At 61.2% G+C, this 23,339-nt stretch carries 25 protein-coding genes; 12 read left to right on the top strand and 13 right to left on the bottom strand.

Translation table 11 applies throughout. The annotated features are described in order from the left end of the window. Positions 1 to 642: an exopolysaccharide biosynthesis protein gene (locus J5J10_RS03950; RefSeq protein ID WP_211928917.1), complete on the bottom strand. Its 642-nt coding sequence runs from the start codon at positions 640 to 642 to the stop codon at positions 1 to 3. A gap of 121 nt (positions 643 to 763) precedes the next feature. Here J5J10_RS03950 and J5J10_RS03945 point away from each other — a divergent pair, with 121 nt between their 5' ends. Then, positions 764 to 1,702 carry a DMT family transporter gene (locus J5J10_RS03945; RefSeq protein WP_211928916.1) on the top strand — a complete coding sequence of 313 codons (939 nt, stop codon included), beginning with the start codon at positions 764 to 766 and terminating at the stop codon, positions 1,700 to 1,702. A gap of 10 nt (positions 1,703 to 1,712) precedes the next feature. Here J5J10_RS03945 and J5J10_RS03940 read toward each other — a convergent pair whose 3' ends face one another. After that, positions 1,713 to 2,360 (bottom strand): TetR family transcriptional regulator C-terminal domain-containing protein, encoded by a 648-nt coding sequence (locus J5J10_RS03940; protein ID WP_211928915.1) that lies wholly within the window; start codon positions 2,358 to 2,360, stop codon positions 1,713 to 1,715. A 304-nt stretch (positions 2,361 to 2,664) separates the two neighbouring features. Here J5J10_RS03940 and J5J10_RS03935 point away from each other — a divergent pair, with 304 nt between their 5' ends. From J5J10_RS03935 to hydA, 3 genes are all read left to right on the top strand, one after another. Next, the gene (locus J5J10_RS03935; RefSeq protein ID WP_211928914.1) at positions 2,665 to 3,918 is read left to right on the top strand and encodes a Zn-dependent hydrolase; all 1,254 of its coding nucleotides are present in this window, start codon (positions 2,665 to 2,667) and stop codon (positions 3,916 to 3,918) included. 41 nt (positions 3,919 to 3,959) lie between these two features. After that, positions 3,960 to 4,331, top strand: a complete 372-nt coding sequence (locus J5J10_RS03930) for a hypothetical protein (protein ID WP_211928913.1) — start codon at positions 3,960 to 3,962, stop codon at positions 4,329 to 4,331. Positions 4,332 to 4,400: 69 nt separating this feature from the next. Then, complete coding sequence (gene hydA, locus J5J10_RS03925) at positions 4,401 to 5,855, top strand: dihydropyrimidinase (RefSeq protein WP_211928912.1); 1,455 nt, start codon at positions 4,401 to 4,403, stop codon at positions 5,853 to 5,855. A 35-nt stretch (positions 5,856 to 5,890) separates the two neighbouring features. On the opposite strand, the gene J5J10_RS03920 is transcribed toward hydA, so the two are convergent. Then, positions 5,891 to 6,304: a cupin domain-containing protein gene (locus J5J10_RS03920; RefSeq protein WP_208552144.1), complete on the bottom strand. Its 414-nt coding sequence runs from the start codon at positions 6,302 to 6,304 to the stop codon at positions 5,891 to 5,893. Positions 6,305 to 6,428: 124 nt separating this feature from the next. Between J5J10_RS03920 and J5J10_RS03915 the strand changes: the two genes are divergently transcribed. The 8 genes from J5J10_RS03915 (at position 6,429) to J5J10_RS03880 (ending at position 16,388) form a co-directional block, all read left to right on the top strand. Then, on the top strand, positions 6,429 to 7,220 hold the full coding sequence (locus J5J10_RS03915) for an ABC transporter ATP-binding protein (protein WP_208552145.1): 792 nt from the start codon (positions 6,429 to 6,431) through the stop codon (positions 7,218 to 7,220). A 174-nt stretch (positions 7,221 to 7,394) separates the two neighbouring features. After that, positions 7,395 to 7,733, top strand: coding sequence for a hypothetical protein (locus J5J10_RS03910; RefSeq protein WP_208552146.1), 339 nt, complete (start codon positions 7,395 to 7,397; stop codon positions 7,731 to 7,733). Beyond that, positions 7,733 to 8,620, top strand: a complete 888-nt coding sequence (locus J5J10_RS03905; protein ID WP_211928911.1) for an ABC transporter permease — start codon at positions 7,733 to 7,735, stop codon at positions 8,618 to 8,620. The genes J5J10_RS03910 and J5J10_RS03905 overlap by 1 nt, the downstream gene beginning before the upstream one ends. After that, positions 8,617 to 9,483: an ABC transporter permease gene (locus J5J10_RS03900; protein WP_211928910.1), complete on the top strand. Its 867-nt coding sequence runs from the start codon at positions 8,617 to 8,619 to the stop codon at positions 9,481 to 9,483. Before J5J10_RS03905 ends, J5J10_RS03900 begins: the two co-directional genes overlap by 4 nt. A 22-nt stretch (positions 9,484 to 9,505) precedes the next feature. Further along, entirely contained in the window at positions 9,506 to 10,498 is a 993-nt protein-coding gene (locus tag J5J10_RS03895) for an ABC transporter substrate-binding protein (RefSeq protein ID WP_208552149.1), read from the top strand. A 322-nt stretch (positions 10,499 to 10,820) separates the two neighbouring features. Then, positions 10,821 to 12,002 carry an efflux RND transporter periplasmic adaptor subunit gene (locus J5J10_RS03890; RefSeq protein ID WP_211928909.1) on the top strand — a complete coding sequence of 394 codons (1,182 nt, stop codon included), beginning with the start codon at positions 10,821 to 10,823 and terminating at the stop codon, positions 12,000 to 12,002. Positions 12,003 to 12,018: 16 nt separating this feature from the next. Further along, the gene (locus J5J10_RS03885; protein WP_211928908.1) at positions 12,019 to 15,345 is read left to right on the top strand and encodes an efflux RND transporter permease subunit; all 3,327 of its coding nucleotides are present in this window, start codon (positions 12,019 to 12,021) and stop codon (positions 15,343 to 15,345) included. Between the two features lie 317 nt (positions 15,346 to 15,662). Further along, positions 15,663 to 16,388 (top strand): Crp/Fnr family transcriptional regulator, encoded by a 726-nt coding sequence (locus J5J10_RS03880; protein WP_211931129.1) that lies wholly within the window; start codon positions 15,663 to 15,665, stop codon positions 16,386 to 16,388. Positions 16,389 to 16,449: 61 nt separating this feature from the next. Here the strand turns inward: J5J10_RS03880 and ureG are convergent, their stop codons facing one another. The 10 genes from ureG to J5J10_RS03830 all read right to left on the bottom strand — a co-directional run bounded on the left by ureG (position 16,450) and on the right by J5J10_RS03830 (position 23,339). Further along, on the bottom strand, positions 16,450 to 17,061 hold the full coding sequence (ureG, locus tag J5J10_RS03875) for an urease accessory protein UreG (protein WP_211928907.1): 612 nt from the start codon (positions 17,059 to 17,061) through the stop codon (positions 16,450 to 16,452). A gap of 32 nt (positions 17,062 to 17,093) precedes the next feature. Further along, the gene (locus J5J10_RS03870; protein WP_249116670.1) at positions 17,094 to 17,795 is read right to left on the bottom strand and encodes an urease accessory UreF family protein; all 702 of its coding nucleotides are present in this window, start codon (positions 17,793 to 17,795) and stop codon (positions 17,094 to 17,096) included. Continuing rightward, positions 17,776 to 18,225 carry an urease accessory protein UreE gene (locus tag J5J10_RS03865; protein WP_211928906.1) on the bottom strand — a complete coding sequence of 150 codons (450 nt, stop codon included), beginning with the start codon at positions 18,223 to 18,225 and terminating at the stop codon, positions 17,776 to 17,778. Before J5J10_RS03865 ends, J5J10_RS03870 begins: the two co-directional genes overlap by 20 nt. Positions 18,226 to 18,296: 71 nt before the next feature. Next, on the bottom strand, positions 18,297 to 19,151 hold the full coding sequence (locus J5J10_RS22360) for a GGDEF domain-containing protein (RefSeq protein WP_211928905.1): 855 nt from the start codon (positions 19,149 to 19,151) through the stop codon (positions 18,297 to 18,299). Between the two features lie 480 nt (positions 19,152 to 19,631). Continuing rightward, on the bottom strand, positions 19,632 to 21,344 hold the full coding sequence (gene ureC / locus J5J10_RS03855; protein ID WP_211928904.1) for an urease subunit alpha: 1,713 nt from the start codon (positions 21,342 to 21,344) through the stop codon (positions 19,632 to 19,634). A 3-nt stretch (positions 21,345 to 21,347) separates the two neighbouring features. After that, on the bottom strand, positions 21,348 to 21,971 hold the full coding sequence (locus tag J5J10_RS03850; protein ID WP_211931127.1) for a Urease operon accessory protein: 624 nt from the start codon (positions 21,969 to 21,971) through the stop codon (positions 21,348 to 21,350). A 32-nt stretch (positions 21,972 to 22,003) separates the two neighbouring features. Then, complete coding sequence (locus tag J5J10_RS03845) at positions 22,004 to 22,426, bottom strand: lysozyme inhibitor LprI family protein (RefSeq protein WP_211928903.1); 423 nt, start codon at positions 22,424 to 22,426, stop codon at positions 22,004 to 22,006. A gap of 30 nt (positions 22,427 to 22,456) precedes the next feature. Then, the gene (locus tag J5J10_RS03840) at positions 22,457 to 22,762 is read right to left on the bottom strand and encodes an urease subunit beta (RefSeq protein WP_211928902.1); all 306 of its coding nucleotides are present in this window, start codon (positions 22,760 to 22,762) and stop codon (positions 22,457 to 22,459) included. Positions 22,763 to 22,777: 15 nt separating this feature from the next. Continuing rightward, complete coding sequence (locus J5J10_RS03835) at positions 22,778 to 23,032, bottom strand: DUF1272 domain-containing protein (RefSeq protein ID WP_211928901.1); 255 nt, start codon at positions 23,030 to 23,032, stop codon at positions 22,778 to 22,780. Positions 23,033 to 23,036: 4 nt separating this feature from the next. Beyond that, on the bottom strand, positions 23,037 to 23,339 hold the full coding sequence (locus tag J5J10_RS03830) for an urease subunit gamma (protein WP_211928900.1): 303 nt from the start codon (positions 23,337 to 23,339) through the stop codon (positions 23,037 to 23,039).

Here is a 23,339-nt window from a genome sequence, read left to right as displayed (position 1 = left end):
TTAGCCGCCGAGCACGCCAAAGCTTTGCGTGGCTGCGAATGCGCCGTAGGCCAGTCCGCCGAAATAGAGCACTGTCAACACCACCAGCAGGTATCCCGCCGCCACCACGGCGCCGTCGCGCTGCGAGATGCCCGCCGATAGCAGCAGGATCGCGACACCTGGCAAGGTGTTGGAGAACGGAATGAAACTCAACGGCATCATCAACAGAAAGCCGGAGAAAGTCAGGACGAGACCGTTGACACGATTGACCAGCGTGCCAGTCGTCAGCACGGAAAGGCGCGGCTTGATATAGCCGTCCATGCGACGCAGCACGCCGACGCCGCGCTCAAGCACCGGAACGAGCTTCTTGCTGTCGAGACGCCGGTCGGCCAATCGTTCGGGCAGCCAGGGCATCTGGTTGAGCGTGATCGCAATACCGATCAGGACGATGCCGGCGCCGAACACGGTTGAGACGCCTGGGATGGAGACCGGGAAAAGAAAGGGCAACGACAGCAACCCGCAGAGCAGCAAGAGGCCGCTCTCCCCCATCTCGCTGAGAATTTCCCGCAAGGTGACGTCCTCGCCGTGCATGGACGCGATGACGTCTTGAAGGACGTCGCTGGTCTTCTTCTCGGTGTCTTGAAAACCGATCGTCGTTGTCATGGGAGCCACATTCGAGTAACAGGCGGGGGAATTCGGCAATGAGAAGCCGACGATGAATCGAGAACGGCTTTGCGGTCAAGCTGGATCGTGGAGACGACGCCGATCGAAACGCAGAACAGAGATGGCCGACCTAACTGAAAGAGCCGCTTCTCCGAACAGCCATGTCATTCATGCCACGGGTCGGGAAAAGCTCCTGGCCCACGGAGCCATGCTGCTTTTCGCAGCACTGATCGCGGGTTCATTCTCATTCGGCGGCATCGCCGCGCAGTCGATGGAGGCGGGCCCTCTGACGCTTTGGCGGTACCTACTTACCGTCTTCGTCATGGGCGTCATGGCCTTCGGCATCTTCAAGGCGCCGCTCGTTCTGCCAAAGCAGCCGTGGCGCTTCGCGATTCTTGGCGGCCTGATCGCCTTCTATATGCTGACGATGTTCACGGCGCTGGAGTTCACGAGCCCCGTACAGACGGGCGCGGTCTTCACTCTGATGCCGCTTTTGAGCGCCGGTTTCGCACTGGTCCTGATCCGCCAGCCGACCCGTCCGGGCGTCCTGGCCGCACTTATCATCGCCGCCCTAGGAGCCGTCTGGGTGATCTTCAGGGCTGATCTCCAGGCAATTCTGTCCTTTGACGTCGGCACGGGCGAAATCATCTACTTCTTCGGCGTGATCGCCCATGCGGCCTATGTGCCGCTGATACGGAAGTTCGGGCGCGGCGAAAATCCGGTCGCGTTCGGCTTCTGGGTCACCGTTTACAGCATCCCCTGGCTGCTACCGACCGGCCTGATGCCGTTGGTCCGGACGGATTTCACCGCCCTCCCCCTCTCGGTCTGGGCGACAGTGGCCTACCTGTCCATCGTGACCACGGCCGTTACCTTCATGCTCCTCCAATATGCCTCGACGCGCCTGCCTGCCGCGAAGGTCCTCGGCTACGGCTACCTCACGCCCACCACCGTCATCATCCTCGAAGGCATGATCGGGCACGGCTGGGCGAGCCCCGCTGTTTTCATGGGCGCTCTCGTCACGGCCGGCGGTTTGCTGGTGATGGGGCTATTGAGGGACTGACGGCCACCGTTCACGTCTGCGGCTGAACCAGCAGGCCGCGGACGAACAGCTCTTCCAGATAACGCGCCGCATCCTCGAACCGGCTTTGCTGCTTTGCCTCCGCACCCAGCACTGCCTGCACCTGCACGTCGAAATCGGCATAGTGCTGTGTGGTCGACCAGATCGAGAATATGAGGTGGTAGGGGTCGCGATCGGCGACCTTTCCCGCCCTGGCCCAGCTGCGGATGACCTCAACCTTCTCGTCCACGAGTTCCTTCAGCGGCCCCCTCAGCACATCGATGATACGAGGTGCACCCTGGAGGATTTCGTTGGCAAAGAGCCGGCTTTCGCGCGGATAGTCTCGCGCCATCTCTAGCTTGCGACGAATATAGGAGCGTATTTCATCCTCGGGATCACCTGCGGCATCGAAAGCGCGAAGCGGTTCCAACCAGTTTTCGAGCACCCTGTCGATCAACGCCCGGTGCATCGCGTCTTTCGTGCGAAAATAGTAGAGCAGATTCGGCTTCGACATGCCCGCCACCTCGGCGATCTGGTCGATCGTGGAACCGTGGAAACCGCGAGACGAAAAGACGTCTAATGCCGCCTCCAGGATCAGCTCCTCCTTCTCTTCCTGAATGCGTGTCCGCCGCAAAGTCTTCGCCGCCCTCGGAATTGCCATGAAGCCTCTCGTAACTGTCAGTTGCCAACCTTTAACCGGTTGATCTTTATCAAGATTACCCTGCATCTTTTTGCGGCAAATGCACGCGATTTCCGCTACGTTTTTTCGAGTTTTTCGTCTTGAGTACGCCGGCGGAAGCTGTAATGTTTACCAGTCGGTCAAATTATCCGGCAGATGCCTTCCGAAGGCAACCGCCGAGATGAAAACCTCCGAAAAGACCATCAAGGCAGCGGAGATGACCAGGGGAACGTAAAGGGAGAGACCACGCGCCGTCTCCCCCGCAAAGACAGGTGAGGACGAAGTCATGGTGGCAGCACCCGGCGAGAACATGCGCATCAACGGCGATCGCCTGTGGGATTCGTTGATGGAGATGGCGAAGATCGGCCCCGGCATTGCTGGCGGCAACAACCGCCAGACTCTGACGGACGAAGACGGTGAAGGCCGTCATCTGTTCAAACGGTGGTGCGACGAAGCCGGAATGACCATGGGTGTCGACAAGATGGGCACGATGTTCATGACCCGGCCCGGTACGGACCCTGATGCCTTGCCCGTCTATGTCGGCTCGCACCTCGACACGCAGCCGACCGGCGGAAAATATGACGGCGTGCTCGGCGTTCTGGCGGCGCTGGAGGTAGTTCGTTCGATGAACGACCTCGGCATCAAGACCAAACATCCGATCGTTGTCACCAACTGGGCCAACGAAGAAGGTGCGCGGTTTGCCCCGGCCATGCTGGCCTCCGGCGTCTTCGCCGGCGTGCATTCTCTCGACTACGCGTATGCGCGCAAGGATCCGGACGGCAAAACCTATGGCGAGGAGTTGAAACGCATCGGCTGGCTTGGCGAAGAGGATGTCGGTGCCCGCAAGATGCACGCCTATTTCGAGTATCACATCGAGCAGGGCCCGATCCTTGAGGCCGAGAACAGGCAGATCGGCGTCGTCACGCACTGTCAGGGCCTCTGGTGGCTGGAGTTCACCTTGACCGGGAAGGAAGCGCACACCGGGTCCACCCCGATGAACATGCGCGTCAATGCGGGCCTCGCGATGGCGCGCATCATGGAAATGTTGCAGGCTGTCGCCATGGAAAACCAGCCGGGCGCCGTCGGCGGCGTCGGACAGGTGAAGTTTTCACCAAATTCACGAAACGTGCTGCCGGGCACCGTCGTCTTCACGGTCGATATCCGAACACCGGACCTCGACAAGCTCAATCGCATGCGTTCCAAGATCGAGACGGAAGCAGCAAAGATTTGCGACACGCTCGGCGTTGGATGTTCGGTCGAGGCGGTCGGCCACTTCGACCCGGTGACCTTCGACCCGACCCTTGTCGAGCGGGTGCGAAACGCCGCCGAACGTCTTGGTTACAGCCACATGAATCTCATTTCCGGCGCCGGCCACGACGCCTGTTGGGCCGCCAAGGTCGCACCGTCGACAATGGTTATGTGCCCCTGCGTCGGCGGCCTCTCCCACAACGAAGCCGAGGAAATTTCGAAGGAATGGGCCGCCGCCGGAGCCGACGTATTGCTGCATGCCGTGCTGGAAACCGCTGAAATCGTAGCCTAGAGTGAACCCGTCGATGCAACAGCGGAACCCGGGGGATCAAGATGGCAGAGCGAAGCGGACCACGGGCGGCGATCTACCTTCTGCTCCTTCTCCCGTATCTGCTCCTGTGGTGGGTCCGCGATGCCCTGACGGAGAAGGCCACCCTCGTCTTCTGCGACGCTGGGGCCATGACCGGACTGCGGGACGCGACGGCGACATGCGGCTTGGAGCCGACCACGACAGCCATCGCGGTTTCCGCAGCGATCGTGTTTCTTGCCATCGCAACGCTGCTGCTGCGTTACGCCGGCAACAGACACCATGCCGGCGAACGCGAACGGCTGCTGCAGGAGAGAAGTGAACTGACGGCCCGCGTCACCCAGCTGGAGACGCGAATGGTCCATAACGCCACCGCCGATGAGGAGATGATCCCCTAGGCGGCCTTACCCGAACGACAAAACGACACGAGGCGAACAACCGCCCGCAAGACGAACAAGGGGAACGACATGAGCACAGTTATCAAGAACGGCACCATCGTGACCGCCGATCTCACTTACAAGGCCGACGTGAAGATCGACGGCGGCGTGATCGTTGAGATCGGCCCCAACCTGTCGGGCGACGAGGTCCTGGACGCTACGGGTTGCTACGTGATGCCCGGCGGTATCGACCCTCACGTCCACCTCGAAATGCCGTTCATGGGCACCTATTCGGCCGATGACTTCGAAAGCGGCACCCGCGCCGGTCTTTCGGGCGGCACGACTATGGTCGTCGATTTCTGTCTGCCCGCCCCCGACCAGTCGCTGCTCGAAGCCCTGCAGATGTGGGACAATAAGTCGGGACGAGCGACTGCCGACTATTCATTCCACATGGCAATAACCGGCTGGAACGAACGGGTCTTCGACGAGATGAAGACGGTCGTCCAGGACAAGGGCATCAACACCTTCAAGCACTTCATGGCCTACAAGGGTGCGCTGATGGTGAACGACGACGAGATGTTCGCCTCCTTCCAGCGCTGCGCCGAACTTGGCGCCCTGCCGATGGTGCATGCCGAAAACGGCGACGTCGTTGCCTCAATGACGGCAAAGCTGCTTGCCGAAGGCAATAACGGTCCTGAGGCCCATGCCTATTCCCGTCCGCCGGAAGTCGAGGGTGAAGCGACCAACCGCGCCATTATGCTGGCCGATATGGCGGGCGTTCCGCTCTATGTCGTGCACACATCCTGCGAACAGGCCCACGAAGCGATCCGCCGTGCCCGGCAGAAGGGCATGCGCGTCTATGGCGAGCCCCTGATCCAGCACCTGACGCTCGACGAGAGCGAGTATTTCAACAAGGACTGGGACCATGCCGCCCGCCGCGTTATGTCGCCGCCCTTCCGAAACAAGCAGCACCAGGACTCGCTCTGGGCAGGATTGCAGTCGGGTTCGCTCTCGGTTGTCGCCACCGACCACTGCGCCTTCACCACCGACCAGAAACGCTTCGGCGTCGGCAACTTCGCCAAGATTCCGAACGGCACCGGCGGGCTTGAGGATCGCATGCCGATGCTCTGGACCTATGGTGTGGCGACCGGTCGCCTGACGATGAACGAATTCGTCGCGGTGACGTCGACCAACATCGCCAAGATCCTCAACGTCTACCCGAAGAAGGGTGCCGTCCTCGTCGGTGCGGATGCGGACCTCGTCGTCTGGGATCCGAAGCGCTCGAAAACGATCTCGGCCAAGTCCCAGCAATCCTCGATCGACTACAACGTCTTCGAGGGCAAGGAAGTCACCGGCCTGCCCCGCTACACGCTGACACGCGGCTATGTCGCGATCGAGGAATCCTCGGTGAAGACCCGCGAGGGCCACGGCCAGTTCGTCAAGCGCGAGCCGTTCACGGCAGTGAACAAGGCGCTGTCGACGTGGAAGGAACTCGTCGCACCGCGCAAGGTGGAGCGCACGGGCATTCCGGCGACGGGTGTGTAATGCTTACGATGTCAGCGGTGCCCGCCAGCCTGACGTCAAATCTGCACCAGCGCGTCCAGCTCCGGCAGCAGGACGACGCTCTCCTGCTCGTTGGGATCGGTGCGCGCGATGATCGCCGAGCAAGGTGCGTTCGACAGGTTGGCCGGCAGATGCGGAACACCGGCCGGGATGTAGAACATCTCGCCGGCGTGCAGGATGATGTGGTTCTCCAGCCGGTCGCCGTACCAGGTATGCGCCTGGCCGGAGAGGCAGTAGATCGCCGTCTCGTGGCTCTCATGCAGATGCGCCTTGGCGCGCGCGCCGGGCGGCATGGTCAAGAGGTGCATGCAGATGCCCTTCGAGCCGACGGTCTCCGCCGCAATCCCCTCGAAGTAGCTGAGCCCCTGCTTGCCGTCATAGGTATGGCCGGGCTTCACGACCCGGCAGGTGGGTTTCGATGCTAGGTCCATGCGCGTCATCCTCCATGGCGGGATCTCCTCCCGCAAAACCTGATAGGCCGGGTCCCGCCGGCGCAGCAATATTATCATCAATCGGGCGTTACGCCTCAAAAACAAAAACGATCGGTTCCAGGCAATGACTGCTCCAGGCTTTTCCGTCGTGTCCGCCAAGGACCTCTGTCTTACCTTTCAGACCGGCGATGGCCCCGTCCATGCGCTCTCCAATGTAGACCTGGATGTGAGGAAGGGTGATTTCGTCTCCTTCATCGGCCCGTCGGGCTGCGGCAAGACAACGTTTCTGCGCGTGATCGCCGATCTGGAAAAACACACATCCGGCACGATCACAGTCAACGGCATGACGCCGGAAAACGCCCGCAAGGACCGGTCCTATGGCTATGTCTTCCAGGCAGCCGCACTTTATCCATGGCGCACGATCGAGAAGAACATAGCCCTCCCGCTTGAAATCATGGGCTTCACGAAGGAGGAGCAGAAGCGCCGGATCGAGCAGACGCTCGACCTCGTCAATCTCTCCGGGTTCGGCAAGAAGTATCCCTGGCAGTTGTCGGGCGGCATGCAGCAGCGCGCCTCAATCGCCCGCGCGCTGGCCTTCGACGCTGACCTGCTCCTGATGGACGAACCCTTCGGCGCGCTTGACGAGATCGTTCGCGACCACCTGAACGAACAACTCCTGAAGCTCTGGGCCCGCACCAACAAGACGATCTGCTTCGTCACCCACTCAATCCCCGAGGCCGTCTACCTCTCGACCAAGATCGTTGTCATGAGCCCCCGCCCCGGCCGCGTCACCGACATCATCGAGTCGACGTTGCCGAAGGAGCGGCCGCTGGAGATTCGCGAGAGCGAGGAATTCCTGAAGATCGCCCACAGGGTGCGGGAAGGGCTGAAGGCGGGGCATAGCTATGAGGAGTAGTAATCGATTTTCTACGAAGTTGCCCCTCATCCGCCTGCCGGTACCTTCTCCCCGCTGGCGGGGAGAAGAGAGATGGAGCGCCGGCGGTGCCACGAGTCCCTTCCCCCCGTTCCAACGGGGAGAAGGTGGCGGCAGCCGGATGAGGGGCAAAGTTACTTTCCCGGAGCGCCGCTGATGAACCCCGCCTTCCTCCTCTGGCTTGGCGCTGCCATGGTCGTATTTCTCTCTGCAGCCACAGCGTCGCGGGCTTACATCGCCAGCGGCGACAGGCTCTGGGTTCTCCTGCTGTCTCTCGCACTTTACTGCATCGGCAACCTGATGATGGTGAAGCTGATGCGGGAGGGAGGACTGGGGCTCGCGATCTCCGCGTCTTCCGTGGCGCAACTCCTGCTGATCAACGTCATCGCCTTCCTCGTCTTCGGCGAACGTCTGTCGGCCACGCAAATGGCGGGCGTCGCGCTCGGCATTGTCTCGATGGCGCTGATGCTCTTCCCGCAAAAGGGAGGCGTCTGATGGGGACAACGTCATCCTTTGTGCGTGACCGTCTCTTTCCGGTCCTGACCGTCATAGCCGTCATCCTGGTGATCTGGCATCTGTTCGTTATCTATCTCAACGCGCCCTTCGTGCGCGACCAGGCGGCCCGTGCCGGCGAGGAGATCTCGTTCGGCCAGATCATGGAACGGACGTTCGCTCAGGAAAGGCCTGTGCTGCCGGCGCCGCACCAGATCATCGCCGAACTCTGGGACACCACGGTCAACAAGGCTGTCACCTCCAAGCGCAGCCTCGTCTACCACGCGTGGATCACGCTCTCCGCCACCCTGCTCGGCTTCGGCATCGGCACCGCGCTCGGTATCCTGCTGGCGATCGGCATCGTCCACAACCGGGCCATGGATCGCTCGCTGATGCCGTGGGTCATCGCCAGCCAGACCATCCCGATCCTTGCCGTCGCGCCGATGATCATCGTCGTCCTGAACGCGATCGGGATTTCCGGCGTGCTGCCGAAGGCATTGATCTCGACTTATCTCTCCTTCTTCCCGATCGTCGTCGGCATGGTGAAGGGCTTGAGAAGTCCTGACATCATCCTGCTGGACCTGATGCACACGTATCACGCCAGCCCCTCGCAGATTTTCTGGAAACTGCGCTGGCCATCATCGATGCCTTATCTTTTCACCTCGCTGAAGGTCGCGATCGCCATTTCGCTCGTCGGAGCCATCGTCGGGGAACTGCCAACCGGCGCCGTCGCGGGCCTCGGCGCCCGGCTGTTGTCTGGTTCGTACTACGGCCAGACGATCCAGATATGGGCCGCGCTTTTCATGGCAGCGGGCCTCGCCGCGATCCTGGTTTCGATCGTCGGGATGGCGCACGCCCAGGTTCTCAAGCGCATGGGGGTCAAGCCATGAACGGTTATTTGACCTTTGCCGTCGTCTTCTGGCTGGCCGCTTGGGGGCTGAACGAATGGCTCGTGCGCCTGCGCCCGGTCGATGCCACCCTGCGAAAGATTGTCAACGCCGCTGTTCCGCTGATCTTCGGCATCACGCTGCTGGTGATCTGGGAGTGTCTGGTCAAAGGTTTCAACATTCCGTCGATCCTCCTGCCTGCGCCCTCGATGATTTGGGCCCGCCTGACGACCTCGGTTCCAACGCTCTGGGCCGATTTCCAGCAGACCTTCCTGAAATCAGTGCTCACCGGCTGGGTGCTAGGCTGCGGTCTCGGCTTTGTCGTCGCGATCCTGGTGGATCGGTCTCCCTTCCTTCAGAAGGGCTTGCTGCCGATCGGCAATTTCGTCTCCGCTCTCCCGGTCGTCGGCATCGCGCCGATCATGGTCATGTGGTTCGGCTTTGACTGGCAGTCCAAGGTCGCGGTCGTCGTCATCATGACGTTCTTTCCGATGCTGGTGAATACCGTTCAGGGCCTGTCGGCCGCAAGCCATATGGAGCGCGACCTGATGCGGACCTATGCCGCCTCCTGGTGGCAGACGCTCTTGAAGCTGAGGCTGCCTGCCGCATGGCCTTTCATTTTCAATGCACTCAAGATCAATTCGACGCTGGCGTTGATTGGCGCCATCGTCGCGGAGTTTTTCGGCACCCCGATCGTCGGCATGGGGTTCCGGATTTCCACGGAAGTGGGGCGCAGCAATGTCGACATGGTCTGGGCCGAGATCGCGGTCGCCGCGCTCGCCGGCTCGATCTTCTACGGTCTGGTGGCGCTCGCCGAGCGGGCCGTCACCTTCTGGCATCCGTCTGTCCGTGGTGGGCAGGCGTAACAACAAAAAGAGGGAACTGACAATGAAGAACAAAATCGCTTCCATGCTCCTCGCCGGCGCCGTGTCGCTGATGGCGATGCAAGCGGCCGCTGCCGAAAAGGTGACGCTGCAGCTGAAATGGGTCACCCAGGCCCAGTTCGCCGGCTACTACGTCGCCAAGGACAAGGGCTTCTACGAAGAAGAAGGCCTCGACGTCGAAATCAAGCCGGGCGGTCCGGACATCGCTCCGCCACAGGTTCTGGCCGGTGGCGGCGCCGACGTGATCGTCGACTGGATGCCGTCGGCACTGGCTACCCGCGAAAAAGGCGTGCCGCTCGTCAACATCGCACAGCCTTTCAAGTCCTCGGGCATGATGCTGACCTGCCTCAAGGAAACCGGCATCACCAAGCCCGATGACTTCAAGGGCAAGACGCTCGGCGTCTGGTTCTTCGGCAACGAATATCCGTTCCTGTCATGGATGAGCACGCTCGGCATCAAGACCGACGGCTCGCCGGATGGCGTCACTGTGCTGAAGCAGGGCTTCAACGTCGATCCTCTGCTGCAGAAGCAGGCGGCCTGCATCTCGACCATGACATACAACGAGTACTGGCAGGTCATCGACGCCGGCATCAAGCCGGAGGAACTGGTGACCTTCAAGTATGAGGACGAGGGCGTCGCGACCCTGGAAGACGGCCTCTATGTTCTGGAGGACTCCTTGAAGGACGCCGCTTTCAAGGAAAAAATGGTCAAGTTCGTTCGCGCTTCGATGAAGGGCTGGAAATACGCCGAAGAGAACCCGGACGAAGCCGCCGACATCGTGCTTGAAAACGACGCATCGGGCGCTCAGACCGAACAGCACCAGAAGCGGATGATGGGCGAAGTCGCTAAGCTGACCGCCGGTTCGAACGGCGCGCTTGATAAGGCCGACTACGACCGGACCGTCAAGACATTGCTCGGCGGCGGCTCCGACCCGGTCATCACCAAGGAGCCGGAAGGCGCCTACACCATGGACATCACGGACGCTGCCCTGAAATAGGCGTACCGCAATCCCTGAAAAAGTCGGCGTCCGGACCAGTGTCCGGGCGCCTTTTTCTTGCGCCGCAGCAGAGATGCTGACATCGGTTGGCGTCATGTGTTGTAGTTTTGCACGGAATTGTGTTTTGCGGAGAGGCAACGCGAAAAGTGCGAACCATAGACTTGCAACCGGTAGCCGCGTCACCATCTTGAGTGCCGTAGTGAGGCGGCATGACCGGCGGGTCCAGAGGGCAATTTCGTATCGCATTTGATGTAGGGCGATCCGCGGGCCCGTAACGCACGTAATGACAGTATTCTCGTTCAGACTTTACCGGAAGAGGCTCATGGTTCGCATCCCGATCTCCGCAGCAATAGCGCTGTTCGCTTTGTCCCTGACCGGCTTACCGGCGGTCTCCCAGGAGGCGGCATCGGAACCTCAACAGAACCTGCCATCGATCGTCGTGAGCGAGGCAACGGTGCGTCCTCTGGTCGATCGCGTTCTCGCGTCGGGCACGATCCGGCCGGTTCAGGAAGTCTTCATACAACCGCTCGTGGAAGGTCTGTCGATCAAGACTCTGAATGTCGATGTCGGTGACCGGGTGAAGGCCGGCGATGTCGTGGCGGAACTCAATCGCGACACCCTCATTCTCCAGAAAAGTCAGCTCGACGCCAACAAGGCAAAGGCGGAGGCAGCGCTTGCGCAGTATCGCGCGCAGGTGATCGAAGCGGAGGCAAACGCCGACGATGCCGTTCGCCAGCGCGACCGCGCAGTGACTCTTGGGCAAAAGGGCACGATTTCGACATCGCAGGTAGAACAACTGACCGCTGCGGCGGATGCCGCGCAAGCCAGGCTGAATGCCGCCCGACAGGCGGTGGCCGTGGGCGAAGCGGACATCAAGGTTGTCGAAGCGCAACTCGAGGACATCGACCTGAATCTCGGGCGTACCGAGGTCAAGGCACCTGTGGATGGTGTCATATCGGCCCGCGACGCAAAGATCGGCGCCATTGCGAGCGGATCGGCGACACCGCTTTTCACCATGATCCGCAATGGCGAGATCGAACTCGTGGCAGACGTGCCGGAAGGCGAAATCGGCCGCATACAGACAGGGATGCCCGCCAAGGTAACCATCGCTGGCACCCGCGACTCCCTGCCTGGCAAGGTGCGCCTGGTTTCGCCGGTCGTCGATCCGACGACACGACTGGGTTCCGTTCATATCCTGGTCGATGAAAGCGCCGGCGCCAAATCGGGCATGTACGCGAGCGCCCAGATCATCATTGAAGAAGTCACGGCGCTGGCGCTGCCGCAAGCAGCACTGACGACCGAACGAGCAGGTACCATTGCTCGCAAGGTCGAAGACAACGTCGTGAAGCAGGTTTCGGTCGAGATCGGCATTCAGGACGAGGGCTTCGTTGAGATCGTGAACGGTCTCGAACCGGGTGATTTGGTGGTTGCGAAGGCGGGTGCCTTCGTGCGTGATGGCGATAGGATCGTGCCGGTTCGCGAACAACCGGCAGCGTCGAACTAACAGGGGACACCTGACGATGAATTTCTCCGCCTGGGCGATCCGAAATCCGATAGCGCCCCTACTTGCGTTTGCACTCCTGGTGTTTCTCGGCATCCAGTCGTTCTTTGCGCTGCCGATCACCCGTTTCCCGAACATCGACGTTCCGGTGGTTTCGATCGCCGTGACACAGAGCGGCGCCTCGCCGTCCGAACTGGAAATGCAGGTAACGAAAGAGGTCGAGGACGCCGTTGCCTCGATCAGCGGCGTCGACGAAATCACGTCGACGGTGACGGATGGTCTTTCGTCCACTGCGGTCCTGTTCCGCATTGAAAAGCCAACCGAAGAAGCGGTGCAGGACGTCAAGGACGCAATCGACAGAATTCGCGGTGACCTGCCGGCCTCGGTCGACGAACCGATCGTTTCCAAGGTGGAAGTCGAGGGACAGGCGATCCAGACCTTTGCCGTCTCTTCGCCCAATATGACCCTCGAAGAACTGTCGTGGTTCGTGGATGACACCATCAAGCGTGCGCTTCAGGGCCAGCCCGGCGTTGGTCGGATCGACCGTTACGGTGGCGCCGATCGTGAAATCCGCATCGCTCTCGATGCCGACAAGCTGAACGCGCTGGGGATCACGGCACCCGATGTCAACGCCCAACTGCGTAGCGTCAACCTCGACCTCGGCTCGGGGCGTGGCCAGGTGGGCGGCAGCGAGCAAAGCATCCGCACCCTCGGCGACGCCCGCAATGTGGCGGAGCTTGCCGAGACGACGATCGCGCTTCCGAGCGGACGCTTCGTCAAGCTCTCGGATCTCGGTACCGTCCGGGACACGTATGAGGAGCCGAAGTCCTTCTCGAGGTTCAATGGCGAGCCGTCGGTGACCTTTGCGGTGTTCCGCGCCAAGGGCGCAAGCGAAGTCTCCGTCGCCGAAACCGTGGCAGCCCAGCTTGACCAGATCCGGACCAACAATCCGAACGTCAACATCCAGATGGTCGACGATGCGGTCTACTTCACCTACGGAAACTACGAGGCAGCGATCCACACCCTGATCGAGGGCGCGATCCTTGCCGTCATCGTGGTTCTGATCTTCCTCCGCAACTGGCGCGCAACGCTGATTTCGGCCGTCGCACTGCCTCTCTCCGCGATACCAACCTTCTGGGTCATGGACCTGCTCGGCTTCTCGCTGAACCTTGTCAGCTTCTTGGCTCTCACGCTTGCGACCGGTATTCTCGTCGACGACGCGATCGTGGAAGTCGAAAACATCGCCCGCCATATCAAGATGGGCAAGACGCCCTACCGCGCGGCGCTGGAAGCGGCTGACGAAATCGGTCTCGCCGTTATCGCAACGAGTTTCACCATCATCGCAGTGTTCGTGCCGGTGTCGTTCATGCCGGGCATACCGGGCCAGTACTTCATCCAGTTCGGCCTGACGGTGGCAATATCGGTGTTCTTCTCATTGCTGGTGGCGCGTCTTGTTACACCGTTGATGGCCGCGTATCTCATGCGCGCCGAAGACGCGATGGACGACCATAGCGACAACGACAGCGCGCTGATGAAGGCCTATACTAGGCTCGTCACCGGAACGACGAAGCGCTGGTACATGCGTTACGCGACGCTCGGCGGCGCGATTCTCTTCCTGATCGGTTCGATGATGCTTCTGGCCCAGGTGCCCGGCAGCTTCCTTCCGCCCGAAGATGCATCGCGCATCACCTTGTCGATAGAACTGCCACCCAACGCCACACTGGACGAAACGGCGGAAACGACGACCAAGCTCTACGAAACGATCCGCGCACTCGACGGTGTCGAAAGCGTGTTCGTGCTCGGCGGCGCCTCACCGAGGGGCGATCTGGAATTGCGTCGCGCGACGATCAACGTCATTCTTGGCAAGATCGAGCATTCGCTAGTCAAGACGCTCGTCAACAAAGGTCTGGGATCGATCCCCCTTGTCGGCGAATACCTGCCGAAGATGCCGGTTGAAGGTCGCGAGCGTCCACAATGGGACATCGAGAAGGAACTCTTCGCTAAGGTGAGTTCAATCCCGGATGTGCGGGTGACGAAACTCAACGATCGCGGCGAGCGCGAACTGTCGTTCAACTTCCTTGCCAGCAGCAGCGAGGAACTGGACGAGGCCGTGGCCAAGCTTGAAAGCCGCCTGCGCGCCTCACCGATCCTGGCCAATGTATCGTCGGAGGGCGCCCTGCCCCGCCCGGAACTGCAGATCCGGCCGCGCAAGGACGAGGCTGCCCGCCTCGGTATTACGCCGCAACAGATCTCCGAGACGGTCCGCGTTGCTACCATCGGCGATGTGGATGCGGCGTTGCCAAAGATCTCGCTCGATGACCGCCTGATCCCGATCCGCGCCCAAGCGTCCTTGGACGTTCGGCGCGACCTGCAGGCGATCCGCAACCTCAAGATCAAGACAGCGACGGGCAATACTGTTCCCCTCTATACGGTCGCCGACATCGACTATTCAGAGGGGCCGAGTTCGATCAAGCGCAACAACCGCAGCCGCGTGGTGTCGATCGGCTCCGACGTGCCGCAGGGGACTGCCCTGGATACGGCCAGTGACGAGTTCAAACGCATCGTCGAGGAGACAGACCTGCCTCCGACGGTTCGACTCGCCGAGAGCGGTGATGCCAAGATCCAGGCCGAAATGGTCCAGGGCTTCGCGAACGCCATGCTGCTCGGCCTGCTTCTCGTCCTTGTGGTGCTGATCCTGCTCTTCAAGGACGTGATCCAGCCGTTCACCATCCTGTTCTCCCTGCCGCTCGCCATAGGGGGCGTGGCGGTGGGCCTGATCGTCACCAACAATGCGCTCTCGATGCCCGTTCTGATCGGCATCCTGATGCTGATGGGCATCGTGACCAAGAACGCCATCCTGCTCGTGGATTTCGCGATCGAGATGCGAAATCACGGTCTGGAGCGGGTTCACGCCATGGTGGAGGCAGGCCGCAAACGTGCTCGCCCGATCATCATGACGTCGATCGCGATGTCGGCAGGCATGTTGCCCTCCGCACTCGGTGTCGGCGAAGGCGGATCTTTCCGCTCGCCGATGGCGATCGCCGTGATAGGCGGCATTATCGTCTCGACGGTGCTGAGCCTTCTGGTCGTGCCCGCCTTCTTCCTGATCATGGACGACCTTTCGCGCGTCCTCGGTTGGGTGTTCAGCCGGATGGTCGGCAAGAAGGAAGAGGAGCAACTGGCAATGAACTCGGAGGAATTGACGCGTCTCGCCCAATCGAACCGCGAGAACCTCTCGGTGCTGGAAGCCAGACTCTCCGAAATCGAGGCCCGCAACCGGCCTGATTCCCGCCGTAGCAGCGACAAAAGCAACGTGGTGACACTTCCACCGCTCGCCGCGGAGTAGTCCCGCGTACTCGCCTCTTCAGAAGCCGGGCCCAGCCCGGCTTTTTTCTTGCCGCACCATACCGTATTTTCGCGAAATGCTCACAAACGGTTGATCGAAATCAACCCGCCGGCATCGCGGGCATCCTATTCTCAACGACTGAAATGGGCGACAGAGCACCGTTTCGAAGGCAACGATCGCCATGGGATCGGGAGATCGGCTTCTCCAGACGCCTGGTGTCGTGGGTCGCGCGAGGCGAAGCAGGTTCAAGGCAAGGCCAGACCTCGCCGCACCTGCGATCATGCCACCGGACATCGAAACGCGTGATCACGACCGGGATGAAGCGTGGCGCTGGGCGCCAGGGTGGGAGCCGTAGGAACGTGAACAAGATACTGAAGTTGAATACACGCGACAGAAACATCCTCCTGAAGACGCCGTTCATGGCCTCACTCGGCCCGACGGCACTCGCGCAGATGCTGGAACTCGCGACCGTCACCAACTACGAGGCCCGGGATCTTCTGTTTCGTGAGGGAGAGCACGCGGAATACTTCTTTTGTGTCTTGAGCGGCTATGTCCGCCTTTACCGTCTGAACAAGGACGGCCGCGAGGCCGATATCCGGGTTTGCGGCCCAGGCGATACATTCGCCGAGTGTCTGCTCGCCGTTGGCGACAGCTACCGGTACAACACCCAGGCAGCCGAGAACGCGACAGTCGCGCGGTTCGAGCTCGACAAGGTCCGCGCACTGGCGGAGCAGGAAAAGGATGTCGCCAAGGCCATCATCCAGTGCCTGTCCAACTATCTCCGCTCGACAATGGATATCGTTGCCAACGACCGGCTTCAGACGGCGCCGCAGCGGGTCGCGCATTACCTTCTAGACCATTGCCCGCAGGACAGCCCCTCCGCCTCCATCAGGCTCCCGTTCCAGAAGAGCCTGTTGGCCGGAAAGCTCGGCCTGGCGCCGGAGGCTCTCTCCCGCGCCTTTTCCTCTCTGCGCCGCGCCGGTGTGACGGTGCGCGGCAGGGTCATTCAGATAAGCGACGTCAGCGCCCTCAAGCAGATCTGACGGACGATTTACTCTCCCTGGTAGACAGCTTTCGGCCGCCACTCCGGCGGCCTCTTTTTTTTCAGATACCGCCGTGCGTCACCAGGAAGTCGACGATCTCACCAAGCCCATCGCCCCGCTTCATGTCGGTGAAGACGAACGGGCGTCCGCCGCGCATGCGTCGCGCATCCCCGTCCATCACATCCGTGTCGACACCCACATACGGTGCCAGGTCCTTCTTGTTGATGACCAGAAGGTCTGACCGCGTGATGGCGGGTCCGCCCTTGCGGGGGATTTCCTCGCCCTGGCAGACCGAGATGACGTAAATGCTGAGGTCCGCAAGGTCGGGCGAAAAGGTCGCTGCGAGATTGTCGCCGCCCGACTCGATGAACACGATGTCGAGGTCGTCGAAACGTCGACCGAGTTCGGCAATGGCCTGGAGATTGATCGAGGCATCCTCCCGGATCGCCGTATGGGGACAGCCGCCGGTCTCAACCCCGATGATCCGGTCGGATGTCAGCGCCTGCATGCGCACAAGCGCATCAGCATCCTCGCGCGTATAGATGTCATTGGTGACCACAGCCACCGAGTAGCGATCCCTGAGTGCCTTGCAGAGTTTCTCCGTGAGCGCCGTCTTGCCAGAGCCCACCGGGCCGCCGATACCGACCCTCAAGGGTCCGTGTTCCGATTTCATCGTCTTCTTCCTTTCGTCGCCCCGGCTGATCCTCAGGACCTGAACAGCCGCACAGGCTGCGTTTCATGACGAAGCGACATGATGTCACCTATCATGGTGCCGCTGCCCAGATCGCCTTCCTCCGCAAATACCAACACTTCGGCGATCCGTTTGAGCAGATCCTCGGTCGCCGACTGAATGGCGACCGCCTCCACCTGTCCGATCACGCCAAGCCGGATGGCGACGGAGGTAGCCTGCGCGACATAGGCCTGCAGGAACGCAAGAAGCGCCCACTCCACCGGAACGCCATGGGCACCGGCGACAGCGCCAACCGCGACCGGATAGGGCACGGGATCTGGCAATCGATCCAGCACCGCCTCCGGCCATGCCCTGACCGCCGTTACAAAGGAACTGCCAAGACCTAGGCTCTCCGCGTGCCGTTCCCGCGACCCGGCAAGAGCGGCGGCAAGGTCCGCTAGTGCTGCGAGCTCTACAGCGTCCTCCTGACATCGATGCGCGAGCGACAGAAACAGGGCGTCCGTCCGCGTCGCACCGATCTCGAGAGATGAGTGTATCCAATCCCGCAGCGAGGGCCCGTCGGACACCAGCCGGTCCGCGACCGCGCGCTCCAGACCGCCGGAATAGGCGAACGTGCCCACAGGAAAGGCGGGAGACAGCCACGCCATTAGACGAAGGAGAGCTTGTCGCTCCCCTTTGTCGCCGCGCGGCGGGCTCTCACCCATGATGATGACCATGGCCGTGATATGCCCCGCGAACCGGTTGGAAACGCTCTTCCACCTCCGCGACCACTCCACCCAAGCCGATCAGCATCTCCCGGATCACATGATCGCGGAGAATGAGGATGCGATCGTCTTCGATTTGCGCCGATAGGTGACGATTGCCCAGATGCCAGGCAAGCTCGATCAGATGAAGACGGTTTCTTGCCCGGATTTCGAGCAGCTTTTCAGGCTTCGCCTCGATCTCCACCACGGTCCCGTCGTCCACTTCCAGCAGGTCGCCATGGGCGAGCAGCACTGGCTCCTTCAGATCGAGCATCACCATGCTGTCATCCGCAAGATGCAGCAGCTTGCGCCTCAGATGTCGCTCGTCATGGGAGAGTATGATCTTGCCGGTCACTGGACGCGTGCCCGCTCCGGCTGTCGAAATCGATGTTACACGACGCATGGACTGTCCTTTTGCACTGCCGTCAAACATGCAAAATTCACGCCAGCGCCGCAACCGGCAAATGCCGTAGATCAGGAGAGCGACACGGCGGTTCTGGTCGGCGGGACGACCTCGATCGATCCCGCCTCCCCTTCGTCGCGACGGAAGGACAGCGCCAGCTCGCTCTCGTGCACCACCCGATTCCGACCGGCGGCTTTGGCAAGGTAAAGCGCCCGATCGGCGGACGAATAAACGATCTCTCCACGCCGTTCGCCGAACTCGGCGACGCCGACCGAGATGGTCGTGGAAATGGCAACATCCTCGAAAGCGACTCTCTGCTCGGCGATCCGCTGCCTCACCCGCTCGACAAGCTCGATACGGCTTTGGATATCGCCGCCACGGATCACCACGCCGAATTCCTCGCCCCCGAGTCGAGCGGCGACATGCGGAGCGCCGAACACTTCGCGAATGGCTGTTGCAACAGAACGGATCACCGTATCGCCAGCCAGATGTCCATGACGGTCATTGATCGCCTTGAAACGGTCGAGATCGAAGATGGCGAGCGAGGCGTTCTCTTCTCCCTGCGCCAGCAGCTCGGAAAACGCGCGTCGATTGAGAAGACCGGAGAGCATATCGGTGCGGCTGAGACGTTCGAAACGCGCGCGGGACAAGGTCAACTCCCGCATGGCGCTCCCAAGGGCGAGAGCCATCAGTCCGGACACGGCACCGCCGATCAGCCACGAAAAAAGAACAGACAGCAACACCGCGTTGCTGAAATCGGGCGCGAGGCCGAGCACATGGTTGACCGGCAGCACGACCAGGCAGAGGGCAAACGACAGAAGAACGGCACGAAAGGCCATCTTGAGGGCAAAACGCCGAACGCCGCCGCGCCGCTCGAATTCGGCGAGATCGACCTTCAGGGAAAACCATTTGTTGAGGCGTTTCACGGGGCGCTCCTCGTTCCTCCGACGGCCAACGGATAAGGAGCTTCTCTTGGCGTTCTCCTAATCGAAACGTTAAAAAGAGAACGATTTCGGACAAAGTTTTCAGGTCGCTTCTGAAGACCGCGTGCCGATATTTAAAGTAGTATATTCGAATAAAATAATGTGCGTCGGATTTGTTGAGGAGCTACCGTAGCTTACGTATTTTGCCGATATTTCGCGGCGTCTTCGACGAACCTCTGCAACCGGATTTGACCGCAACACCACTTTTGGTATGCATCTTTCTTTTCCACAGAAAAGCGCGGTTTACGCTTCGGTCCGAGACCGAATTTCTTAATCTCTTAAAGCGTTGCGACGCTCAGCCGCGTATCGATTGTTAACGATAGCTAACTCCAAGGGAGGACATCTGGCCGGCGACTCACGCAGACCAATCCTCTGACGACATCCGGTGGATGCCGTCAGCCGCCAATGCCAGCAGAGTGCCGATCAGAAGAGAAAATACCGCTGCGCCATCGGCAGCACCCTCGCCGGTTCGCAGGTCAGCAATTCCCCGTCCGCACGCACCTCGTACGTCTCCGGATCGACCTCGATCTCGGGCGTCAGATCATTGAGGATCATCGACTTCTTGGAAATGCCCCCGCGTGTGTTCTTCACTGCAACCAGTTGCTTGCCCACGCCGATCCGCGAGGCCAGCCCCGCATCGAGCGAAGCCTGGCTGACGAAGGTGACGGATGTATTGGTACGGGCCTTGCCATAGGAGCCGAACATCGGCCGGTAGTGTACCGGCTGCGGCGTCGGGATCGACGCGTTCGGATCACCCATCGGCGCTGCGGCGATCATGCCGCCGAGCAGCACCATATCGGGCTTCACGCCGAAGAATGCGGGATTCCAGATCACGAGGTCGGCGCGCTTGCCGATCTCAACCGATCCGATCTCGTGGCTGAGGCCATGAGCGATCGCAGGGTTGATCGTGTATTTGGCGATATAGCGACGAACGCGGAAATTGTCGTTGTCGCCGGTTTCCTGCGCAAGCCGGCCGCGCTGGCGCTTCATCTTGTCGGCGGTCTGCCATGTACGGATCGCCACCTCGCCGACGCGGCCCATGGCCTGGCTATCGGACGAGATGATCGAGAAGGCGCCGATATCGTGCAGGATATCCTCGGCCGCGATCGTTTCCTTGCGGATACGGCTTTCGGCGAAAGCGATGTCTTCCGGAATGGATGACGACAGGTGATGGCAGACCATCAGCATGTCGAGATGCTCGGCGATCGTATTGACGGTGTAGGGACGCGTCGGATTGGTCGACGACGGGATGACGTTCAGCTGGCCGCAGATCTTGATGATATCGGGCGCGTGACCGCCACCCGCACCCTCGGTGTGGAAGGCGTGGATGGTGCGGCCGCGGATAGCGCCGATCGTATCCTCGACAAAGCCGCTTTCGTTCAGCGTGTCGGTGTGGATCATCACCTGCACGTCCATCTGGTCGGCGACCGACAGGCAGCAGTCGATCGCGCCGGGTGTCGTGCCCCAGTCCTCGTGCAGTTTGAGAGAAGTTGCGCCGGCGAGCACCATCTCCTCGAGCGCGCCGGGCAGCGATGCATTGCCCTTGCCGGCGAAGGCAAGGTTCATCGGGAAGGCGTCGGCTGCCTCGATCATGCGGGCGATATGCCAGGGACCGGGCGTGCAGGTGGTGGCGAGCGTGCCATGTGCCGGTCCCGTGCCTCCGCCCAACATGCAGGTGAGACCACTCATCAGGGCCTCCTCGATCTGCTGCGGGCAGATGAAATGGATATGCGCGTCCATACCGCCGGCCGTGACGATCTTGCCCTCCCCGGCAATCGCCTCCGTACCGGGGCCGACGATGATGTCGACACCAGGCTGCGTGTCCGGGTTTCCGGCCTTGCCGATCGCGACAATGCGGCCGTCCCTGAGGCCGATGTCGGCCTTCACGATTCCCCAGTGATCGATGATCAAAGCGTTGGTAATGACAGTGTCGACAGCCCCGTCCGCGCGTGTCACCTGGCTCTGCCCCATGCCGTCGCGGATCACCTTTCCGCCGCCGAACTTCACCTCTTCGCCATAGGTCGTGTAGTCCTTCTCGACCTCAACGAAGAGTTCGGTATCGGCGAGCCGCACCTTGTCACCTGTCGTCGGACCGAACATCGAGGCATAGGCGGCGCGGGACATCTTGTAGGGCATGGTTCAGGCTCCTTGGGAGGGGGAGGATGAGGACGGCAGGCGCTGCAGGCGCCCGGCGACGATATAGGTTTCGATCAACCGGCGTTCCGCCGCGAAGGGATGGCCATCCCACCCGGTATGGCCGAAGCCGGCAATGACGATCTCGTCTCCTGCAAAGCCGAAATCGCCAAGAATGTGGGTCACGACCACCATCCCGCTGCTTGGCACAACATACGGTCCCGGCTCATGGGCGGCGAGCGCCACGTCCGCAGCCTCGTGCACGGTTGCCGGAATGACGCGATGCGCCTTGCCGGACTCTTGAGCGAATGTTGCAAAATCCGCCGTCCGGTCGTCGCAGAAATCGTCGAGCTCGGGATTGGTGATGGCGAGTTGCGGCCGCAACGCGCTGAACTTCTCAGGATCGCGTACGGACCAGATTTCGCGCGACCCGGCGACGGCAGGACTACCCCGCCACTGTTGCGACGTGACCATCGCATGCGCCGGACGGCCGGTATTGCAGACGGCAACGACATCGGTTCTTCGACCGGCGGGGCCGAGATTGCGGCTGTCGTTGAAACGGATGACGAGGTCGGACAGGTCGATCATCCTGTCCGATCCATCCGCCACCGGCCCGTTTCCAACGATCATGATGCGTCTGCCCATTCCCTCGCCCTGCTGTGTCAGTAGTTCTCGACCAGGCTTTTCAGCTCTTCGGTCCGCTCGCGGGTCATTTCCGCCATGCAGGAGGAATAGACCATCGGCGCCATCGAACCGCCCTGCACCCCGAGTTCCTCCACGTCGCATTGCGTGTCGCGATATTTGAGCCAGGCCCGCTGGCTGGCAAGCAGAGCTTCCTCCGCGCGGGCGATCATGTTGAGCGTCTTGAACCCCTCGTCCCAGTCCTTGGCGGCTTCCTTCGTCAGCACCCACTGAGCGTTCAGCGCGGCATCGGCCTCCTCGTAATCCCTCTGGGCGCAGATATTCATGTCGCGCTGCGTCATTGCGTTGTCGCAGTCCACCTGGGGTTCGTCCTCCCCGACGGCCGGCCCATCGACGAGCAAAACACAACCACACAGCAAGAACGGCAGTACGGATTTCAGCATTATCTAACTTTCCGGTTCGGCCCGCACATCTCAGAGTGCCCCCATGACCTGCTGGCGGAACCCGTAGACCTCGCGTTTGCCCGAGAGCGGGATCAGCGTCACCTGCCGGGTCTGACCCGGCTCGAAACGGACAGCCGTGCCGGCCGGAATATCGAGCCGCATGCCGCGCGCCTTGTCCCGCTCGAAGGACAAACCGGCGTTGGTCTCGAAAAAGTGGTAGTGACTGCCCACCTGCACCGGACGGTCACCGGTGTTGGATACCTCGAGTGTCACAGTCGGCAAACCGCTATTGAGTTCGATGTCGCCGCTCGCGGCAATGATTTCACCGGGGATCATGGCTTCTCCTCACTCTCAGGCGGCCGTGCGGGGCTGACAGCCCTCGGCCTTGAAAATTCGTACTGTCGATGCAGGATTGTTGACGAGTTTGCCCGCCGGACGGACCGGCCGGCGCACGAGTTCGCCGCCGCAGTTGGGACAAATGCCTTCAAGAACACCTGTCGCGCAATCGACGCAGAAGGTGCATTCGAAGCTGCAAATCAGCGCGTCACGGCTCTCCGGCAGAAGGTCGCGGTCGCAGCATTCGCAATTGGGCCGAAGCTCGAGCATGGTCTCACCTGATCGGTTCGTGAACGGTCACCAGCTTGGTGCCGTCTGGAAAGGTCGCCTCCACCTGAACGTCGTGAATCATCTCGGCGACCCCTTCCATGACCTGGGCACGGGTGATGACATGCGCGCCGGCTTCCATCAGGTCGGCCACCGGCCTGCCGTCGCGGGCGCCCTCGACCACGAAGTCGGTAATCAGCGCGATTGCTTCGGGATGGTTGAGTTTCACCCCGCGCTCCAGCCGGCGCCGCGCCACCATGGCCGCCATGCTGATCAGCAGTTTGTCCTTTTCCCTCGGCGTCAGGTTCAT

Origin of the sequence: Ciceribacter sp. L1K23 (assembly GCF_018122705.1) — a bacterium.
Lineage (GTDB): Bacteria > Pseudomonadota > Alphaproteobacteria > Rhizobiales > Rhizobiaceae > Allorhizobium.
This window is presented reverse-complemented; position numbering and strand designations above follow the sequence as displayed.